Source organism: Devosia sp., assembly GCF_034675085.1.
GTDB lineage: Bacteria > Pseudomonadota > Alphaproteobacteria > Rhizobiales > Devosiaceae > Devosia.
This window is the reverse complement of record NZ_JAUCDN010000178.1, coordinates 1-6,988: the sequence shown is the minus strand read 5'-3', so window position 1 is coordinate 6,988 and position 6,988 is coordinate 1. Positions and strand designations below refer to the sequence as shown.

Sequence of the window (6,988 nt, the reverse complement as noted above, 5' to 3'; positions counted from 1 at the left end):
GAGAGCGGGTTGATGCGGAACTGGGGATTGTCCAGCGGCCCCTGCACGGCGAAGGTCACCCCCATCAGCCCCTCGCCCTGCCGCCCGCCCAAGAGCGGGCCCAGTATGGGGATCTGCTGGAAGGCGTTGTTGAGCCCGAACAGGGGCACATAGGTGCCGGTCAGGTCGTATTGGCGCTGGTTGGTATAGATGAAGCCGCGCATGGTGCCACCCACGGTCGGGCCGGTGAGCATGGCGTTGGTCACTTCCACCCGGTCGGAGCGGCGCAGGCAATCCACCTGCGCCACGTCGAAATCGAGCCGGTTCTGCCGGGAGATGGCGGCGCGGGAATCGGCGTGGTTACCCAGCACCTGCACCACATTGGCCTCGTCCACCAGCGCGAAGTCGCGCATGAGCAACTGGCCGCGCTCGAGCTTGTTGGCGGTGTCGGCGGCCAGCACCAGGCTGCCCGAGCCCCCGGCGAGGCGCGAATAGACCCCCAGGAGGCGCAGCACCGTGCCGGCATCGTTGAAGGCCATGGACATGGTGCGGCCCGAGGGCGCCGGATTGGTGGTGATGGAAATGCTGTTATTGTCGCCGAACTGGGCGCTGAGATTGGCCCGCCGCAGGTCGGTGCCGCGCAGCAGCAGGTCGAGGTCGAGATTGAAGGCGGTGGTGGCGTAATAGCCCACGGCGCGGTCCAGCTTCACATCGAGCGAGATGGTCTGGTCGAACTGGGTCGCCTGCACGCCCCCTGCCCCTTCGCCCAGCCCGAAGAACTGGCGCAGCATGGGCTTGAGGTCGAGCTGCTGGCCCTGGATCTGCACGGCATAGCCGCCCTCGATGGGGGCCAGGGCCAGCCGGGCGCTATCGCCGCTGCTGAGGCCGAACTGGCTGAAGCTGGCCGCCTGCAGGCCGCGCGTGGCGTGATAGGTCAGATCGCCTATGGCCCGCACCGTGCCGAAGGACAGATCGATGTCGTTGAGCTGGGTGATCTCGCCCGCCGGGGTGACTGTGGCCGAAAGCGTGCCCGAGGTGCCCGCCGCCTTGCGCACGCCGATATCGCGGATATTGAGCGCGGCGTCCTTGAGGTCGATGGCCATGGCCAGCGCGCCGCCGGCCAGCGGCGTGGCGACGAACCGCACGCGCCCCGAGAGAAATTCGGAGACATCGAACCCCATGCGCGCCAATTCCGCCACGTCGATGCTGGAGGCGATGCGGATCGAGGGGTCGGTGGTGGGGGTGCCGGTAATTTCGAGCTCCACCGGCATGCCGTCGATCTCGGCGGTGCCGCCGAGCTGGTAGCTTTCCTGCGTGGCGGTGAGCGAAAGCTGGCCCTTGCCGATCACCCGGTCCTGAATGGGCTGGCTGCTGGCGAAATCGGCCACCGTGCCGTTGACCACATAATCCACATCCGCCGGCCGGCCCTCGGCGCGGTTGTCGATGCGGATGGTGGCCACCAGTCCCAGATCGGCCGAGCCGGTGATGAGATCGGGATCGAAGGGCAGGCCCGCCGCGTCGAGCGCGCCCGGCTGCTGCTCTCGCGTCAGCGCCACCAGCGCGCCCAGCGGGGCGGCGACGTCGCCCGAGACCTCGATGATGCTCTCGGCCGGGTCGGAATTGTCCATCACCAGCGCCGCATTGGCCACCTCAATGCGCCCGCCTGTGGTGGTGAGCCGCCCGCCGCCGGCCGAAACGGTCATGCTGGAATCGTCCACCTGCAAGCGGGTTTCCCCGGAAATGGCGATGGGCTCCATGGCCAGTGTGGGCCTGACGGCGACGCCGGTGCCGGCCATGTCGATCTGCATGCCCCCCTTGGGAATGGGGCGTTCCTCGCCGCCAAGCGCCAGCGAGCCGACGGGGAAGTCGAAATCGAGCCGGGCTCGCGTCACCATGCCCTCGGTGACGTTGGCGACGAACCAGTCGCGGCTTTCGGTGCCCAGGAAATAGGGCCAGAGGCGCTTGACGTCGTCGGCGCTCATGCCGTTGCCGGCAATGGAGAACGAAACCCCCAGCCCTGAGACCAGCATGTCCAGGCGCCCCGCCGCCTCGACCACGCCCTCGCCCTTGCGCGCGATGATCTGGTCGACGCCGACCGCGCCGTAGAGCGGGGCCGACCAGCCCGAAAAGCTCACGCTTTCCAGCGGCTTTTCGGGCGCGTCCATGTCGCCGGGATGAATGAAAACATCGCGGCCGGAAATGGAAATGCCGATGGTGGGGCCATATTGGGGGTCGAGCCCCATGGCGAAGATGCCCGAGAGATAGCCCCTGCTCTGCCCGATCTGCACCGCTGCCTCGTCCAGCGCGAACTGGCCGGTTTCCGGCGTCCAGGTGATGTCCATGATCGAGCTGGCGACGGCGAAATAGGTGTCGTCTATGCGCAGGTCCACGCCGGTGAGGTCGACCTTGAAGCGCCCGTCGACCAGCTTGCCGCCCGAGGAAGCAAAATTGACGTCGATGGACAGCGCGCCGGCCCCGCGCAGCGCCAGCAGGCTGCTGTCATCGTCGATGAAGGGCAGGATGGCGGCAAAGTCGAAATTGGTGACATCGGCCTCGAGCCGCGTTTCCCCCTCGTCATCGACCACGCGCGACAGCGAGCCGCGCATGGTGCGCCCGCCCAGCGTCGCCGAAAAAGTGCCGCGGGTGGCGCGCAGGTCGGGCGTGGGGCCGATTTCGAGATTGATCGCCTCGAAGCGCCGCAGCAACCCGTAAAGGGCATCGTTCATGTCCACCTGGCCGTCGCGGATGACCAGGCGCGAGAAGCGCCCCTTCGCCGCCTGCTCGACGATGTCGGCGATGCCCTGCTCGCTGGCTTCCAGGTTGTAGATCAGCCATTCATTGTCCGAGCGCACCGCCATGGGCGCGTTGGTGCCGAAATCCACCCCTTGCGAGGAAATCCCCACCGAGGGGAAGGAATCCTCGCCCTCCTGCACCCGCACCGTGGGCGGGCCACCTTTGGGATCGTCGATCACCTCGAAGCTGGTGAGGCGCGGCCCGAACAGGTCGGCCACCATCTGCACATGCGGGCGCACCAGGGTGATGGTGGCGCCCGGCTGGCCGAACAGGGCGCGGGCTGGCGAAAAGCCCACTTCCAGCGCCTCGATGGCGATGCGCGCGCCGCTCTTGCGGTCGTCCATGGAGACGGGGGTGAACTGGATCACCGGCCAGACGCCGTTTTCCAGCGCCAGGTTCATCTCGCCCAGGCTCAATTGCGTGGTTTCGGGCATGGCAGACTGGATCAGCCCGCGAATGGCCTCGCCGGCAAAGGGCAGGCGCACCGGCGTTATCAGCAGCACCAGATAGAGCACCAGCAGCAGGATGGAAGGAATGCCGAGCACCCAGACGGCCAGCTTGGCGGCCTGCCGCGCCGGGGGCCGCCTGCGAGGCGTTGGGGGCATGTCCGATGCCGCTGCGGGAGAGGGTGACGCGTTCACTTGCTTCCAGGAGGAGGTATGGCCGGTATCTTCAGGCACCTCTTGAGAATCAACCGCAGAAGGCGGTCTCTTGCCCAATGATACCGGCTGCAATATGGCACTGACACCCTGATTATTGCGTGTGCCACAACTCTGGATCGTCCCGCCATGCCGGCTCTCGCCGAAGGCGCCCCGGCGCCCGACTTTACCCTGCCCCTTGATGACGGTTCCGTCTTCCAGCTCAGCGCCCGGCGCGACCGTGCGGTGGTGCTGTATTTTTATCCGCAGGACGATTCCGGCGGCTGCGTCGACGAGAACCAGGAATTTTCCGCGCTGGCCGGAGAATTTGCCCGGCGCGGCGCCGATCTTGTCGGCATTTCGCCCGATACGCTCGACAGCCATGTGAAATTCCGCCGGAAATACGATCTGGCCGTGCCTCTGGCCGCCGATCCCGAGCGCATCGCCATCGAGGCCTTCGGTCTGTGGCAGCTCAAATCGCTTTATGGCCGGCAGTTCATGGGGCTGGTGCGCACCTCCTTCCTCATCGGGGAGGATGGCCGCATCGCGCGCGTGGTCCGGGCGACGCGCATCAAGGGCCATGCGCAAAAAATGCTCGATGCGCTCGATGCTTACCAGGCCGGCGCCGGCAGCAAATAGCCTTTGTTAACCACGCCCGTTCATAATCGGCTCACCATGTTTGGAGTGCGCGCGGGGGTGCGGAATGGGTCATCACGCCAGTTTCGGGCGGACCGCGAAGGCGGAGCCCGCCAAGGGAAAGCGGGGCATTTCCCCGGCGCTTTTCTATGCCACCTTCACCCTTTTGCTGGCCGGCAATGCCGGGCTGGGCACCGCGCTGGTCTTTTCCCCCGACATCGCGCCGCTGTTCAGCGGCCATACCGAGCAGGTCATTGCCGCCTATGAGACCCGCATCGCGCAATTGCGCGTCGAGGTCGACCGGCTGCATTCGCGCAGCTATGCCCAGACCGGCGACATCAATCTCCAGCTTCAGGAACTGGCCCAGCAGCAGGAAGTGCTGATCGAGCAGCATCAGCTCGTGCGGGCGCTGGTGGACAAGGCCGACCAGCTCGGCATCGCGGTCGCCGCCTTCCCGGGCGAAGACACCGACATGACCCGGCAGGTCTCGCTGGCGCCCAATGGCAATCCCGATATCGGGGCTACCGCCGCTTCCGTGGCGCAGATGATGGACGAGACCCAATATGCCATGACCTCCATCGCCGAAACCGCCACGGCGCGCACCGACAGCATCGTTTCGGCGCTGGGCGGGCTCGGCATCAGGCTCGATCTGCCCGAGGCGCTGGACGGCATGGGTGGCCCCCTGCTCGCCCCCAGCGGCGGAGCGGCGGAGGCTTCGCCCATGGTTGAAGACGCCAATGCGGTGATGGCAGCGCTGCTGCGCTACAAGGCGGCACGCGCCGGCAGCGAGACGGCGCCCATCCACATGCCCATTGCCGGCAATTTCCGCCAGAGTTCGGGCTTCGGCAACCGCACCGACCCTTTCACCGGCGGCCGCGCCTTTCATTCGGGCCTGGATTTCGCCGCCCCGATCGGCACCACCGTGCTCAGCGCCGGCAAGGGCGTGGTCAGTTTCGTGGGCACGCGCTCGGGCTATGGCAAGGTGGTGGAAGTGCGCCACGACAACGGGCTGGTGACGCGCTACGCCCATCTCTCGGGCTATCTCAGCCGCGAGGGCCAGGCGGTCAATACCGGTACGCCGATCGCGCTGGTGGGCACCACCGGGCGCTCGACCGGGCCGCATCTGCATTTCGAGGTGCGCCGCGCCAATGACGCCGTCAATCCCAAGGCGTTCCTGGAAACCGGCAAGAAACTCCGCGCCATCCTGGGCTGACGCATCGCAAACGAAAAAGGGCGCAGCCTGCGCTGCGCCCTTAAAAATCTGTCCGGTCAAAATCTGTCCGGCAAGCCCGCCTTACTGGGCCGGCGGAGCTTCGGCCGGGGCGTCGCCACCTTCGGCGGGCGGGGTGGTTTCGCCGTTGAGCTGGCGGCGCATTTCCTCGGCGCGGTCCTGCAGGGCCTGCTCCAGCGCCTTTTCGCCGGTGGTCTCCTCGCGGAATTCCTCGAAGGTCATGGCCGCTTCCCCGTCATAGGCGGCGGTGAAGCCGGCCAGGGTGATCTCGATGGTCACGTCCTGGCTCTTCTGGTTCTTGGCGGTCAGCTTGAGCTTGTTGCCCTTCTTGAGCGAGTTCACATACTGCTCGTTGATGACCAGCTGGGTCGAGCACGACATGGGGTCGCACAGGATATAGGGCACGCGCACCGGCTTGGCTTCGTCGATCTGCCAGGAGACGCCGAAGGGCAGCAGCATCCCCAGCGGCACGGCGGCGACGGCGAGCAGCCGGCTTTCCTGGCCCGGATCGTCACGCAGGAGGAACGAGCCGAGGAACTGGCCATTGGCCAGCACCACCTGGCGCATGATGCAGGCCTTCTGCCCGTCGGGCAGCGGGTCGCAGACCTTGAGCCAGTTCTGGCTGGCCGGCTGGGCCGGCGTGGTGGCGGCGGCGGCCTCGGCGGCCGGCGCTTCGGCAGGAGCGGTCTCCTGGGCGACGGCAGCGAGCGGGGACAGCATGAGCGCGGCAACCGCTAGACCGGCGACGAGGGGTTTCCTGATGTTCATAGAATTTCCTTGGCTTTTCTGGCGGTCCCGGTGGTTTCGGCCACCTCGAGAATTGAACTGCCCTTCAAGGGCTGAAATCGGGCAATAACATGACCGATACCCATTGCCAAAACATTATGACAAATGAAGGTTGACGGGCCGGCTCAGGCCGCCGCTTCCGCCAGCCTTGCCAGTTTTGAAAGGATTGCGGCCGCTCCCTTGAGCCGCGCCTCGGGCGTGGGCCAGTTGCGGGCGAACACGAGTTTCTGATCGGGTTTGATGCGCACCTGGTTGGCGGGGTCGCTCACCAGCTTCACCAGCCCGGCCGGATTGGGGAATTCCTTGTTGCGCAGCGAGATGACCGCGCCCTTGGGCCCGGCATCGACCTTTTCGACATTGGCCTTGCGGCACAGGGCCTTGACCAGGATCACCTTGAGCAGCGCCTCCACCTCCTCGGGCAGCGGCCCGAAGCGGTCGATCAGCTCCGCACCCGCCGCGTCGATATCGCGGATATCGGTCAAATCGCCCAGCCGGCGATAGAGCTGCATGCGCAATTGCAGGTCGGGAACATAGTGCTCGGGAATCATCACCGGCATGCCCAGCGAGATCTGCGGGCTCCACTCGTTGCGGTCCTCGTAGTCTTCCTCGCCATTCTTGAGGTTGGCCACCGCCTCTTCCAGCATGGCCTGGTAGAGCTCATACCCCACTTCGCGGATATGGCCAGACTGTTCGTCGCCCAGCAGATTCCCCGCCCCGCGAATATCGAGGTCGTGGCTGGCGAGCTGGAAGCCGGCGCCCAGGCTTTCGAGCGATTGCAGCACGCCCAGCCGCCGCTCGGCGGTGTCGGTGAGCTTGCGGTCCGCCGGCACGGTGAACAGCGCATAGACACGCGCCTTGGCCCGCCCGATGCGCCCGCGGATCTGGTAGAGCTGGGCCAGCCCGAAATGGTCGGCCCGGTGCACGA

General features: G+C 66.4%; 5 protein-coding genes. 2 read left to right on the top strand and 3 right to left on the bottom strand.

Translation table 11 applies throughout. The features are described 5' to 3' along the window. Positions 1-3,377: hypothetical protein (locus tag VDP82_RS11815; RefSeq protein ID WP_323015048.1), on the bottom strand; the 3,377-nt coding region annotated here is incomplete at its 3' end. Positions 3,378-3,560: 183 nt separating this feature from the next. Between VDP82_RS11815 and VDP82_RS11810 the strand changes: the two genes are divergently transcribed. Next, entirely contained in the window at positions 3,561-4,049 is a 489-nt protein-coding gene (locus VDP82_RS11810; RefSeq protein ID WP_323015047.1) for a peroxiredoxin, read from the top strand. A gap of 64 nt (positions 4,050-4,113) precedes the next feature. After that, on the top strand, positions 4,114-5,259 hold the full coding sequence (locus VDP82_RS11805) for a M23 family metallopeptidase (protein WP_323015046.1): 1,146 nt from the start codon (positions 4,114-4,116) through the stop codon (positions 5,257-5,259). Positions 5,260-5,340: 81 nt separating this feature from the next. On the opposite strand, the gene VDP82_RS11800 is transcribed toward VDP82_RS11805, so the two are convergent. Beyond that, positions 5,341-6,045, bottom strand: a complete 705-nt coding sequence (locus tag VDP82_RS11800; protein ID WP_323015045.1) for an invasion associated locus B family protein — start codon at positions 6,043-6,045, stop codon at positions 5,341-5,343. 143 nt (positions 6,046-6,188) lie between these two features. Then, a partial coding sequence (locus tag VDP82_RS11795) for a TRCF domain-containing protein (protein ID WP_323015044.1) occupies positions 6,189-6,988 on the bottom strand: 800 nt, incomplete at its 5' end.

Excerpts from the sequence above, each read along its gene's own strand:
- VDP82_RS11810 (WP_323015047.1), top strand. The coding sequence starts at position 3,561 with ATGCCGGCTCTCGCCGAAGGCGCCCCGGCGCCCGACTTTACCCTGCCC.
- VDP82_RS11805 (WP_323015046.1), top strand. The coding sequence starts at position 4,114 with ATGGGTCATCACGCCAGTTTCGGGCGGACCGCGAAGGCGGAGCCCGCC.
- VDP82_RS11800 (WP_323015045.1), bottom strand. The coding sequence starts at position 6,045 with ATGAACATCAGGAAACCCCTCGTCGCCGGTCTAGCGGTTGCCGCGCTC.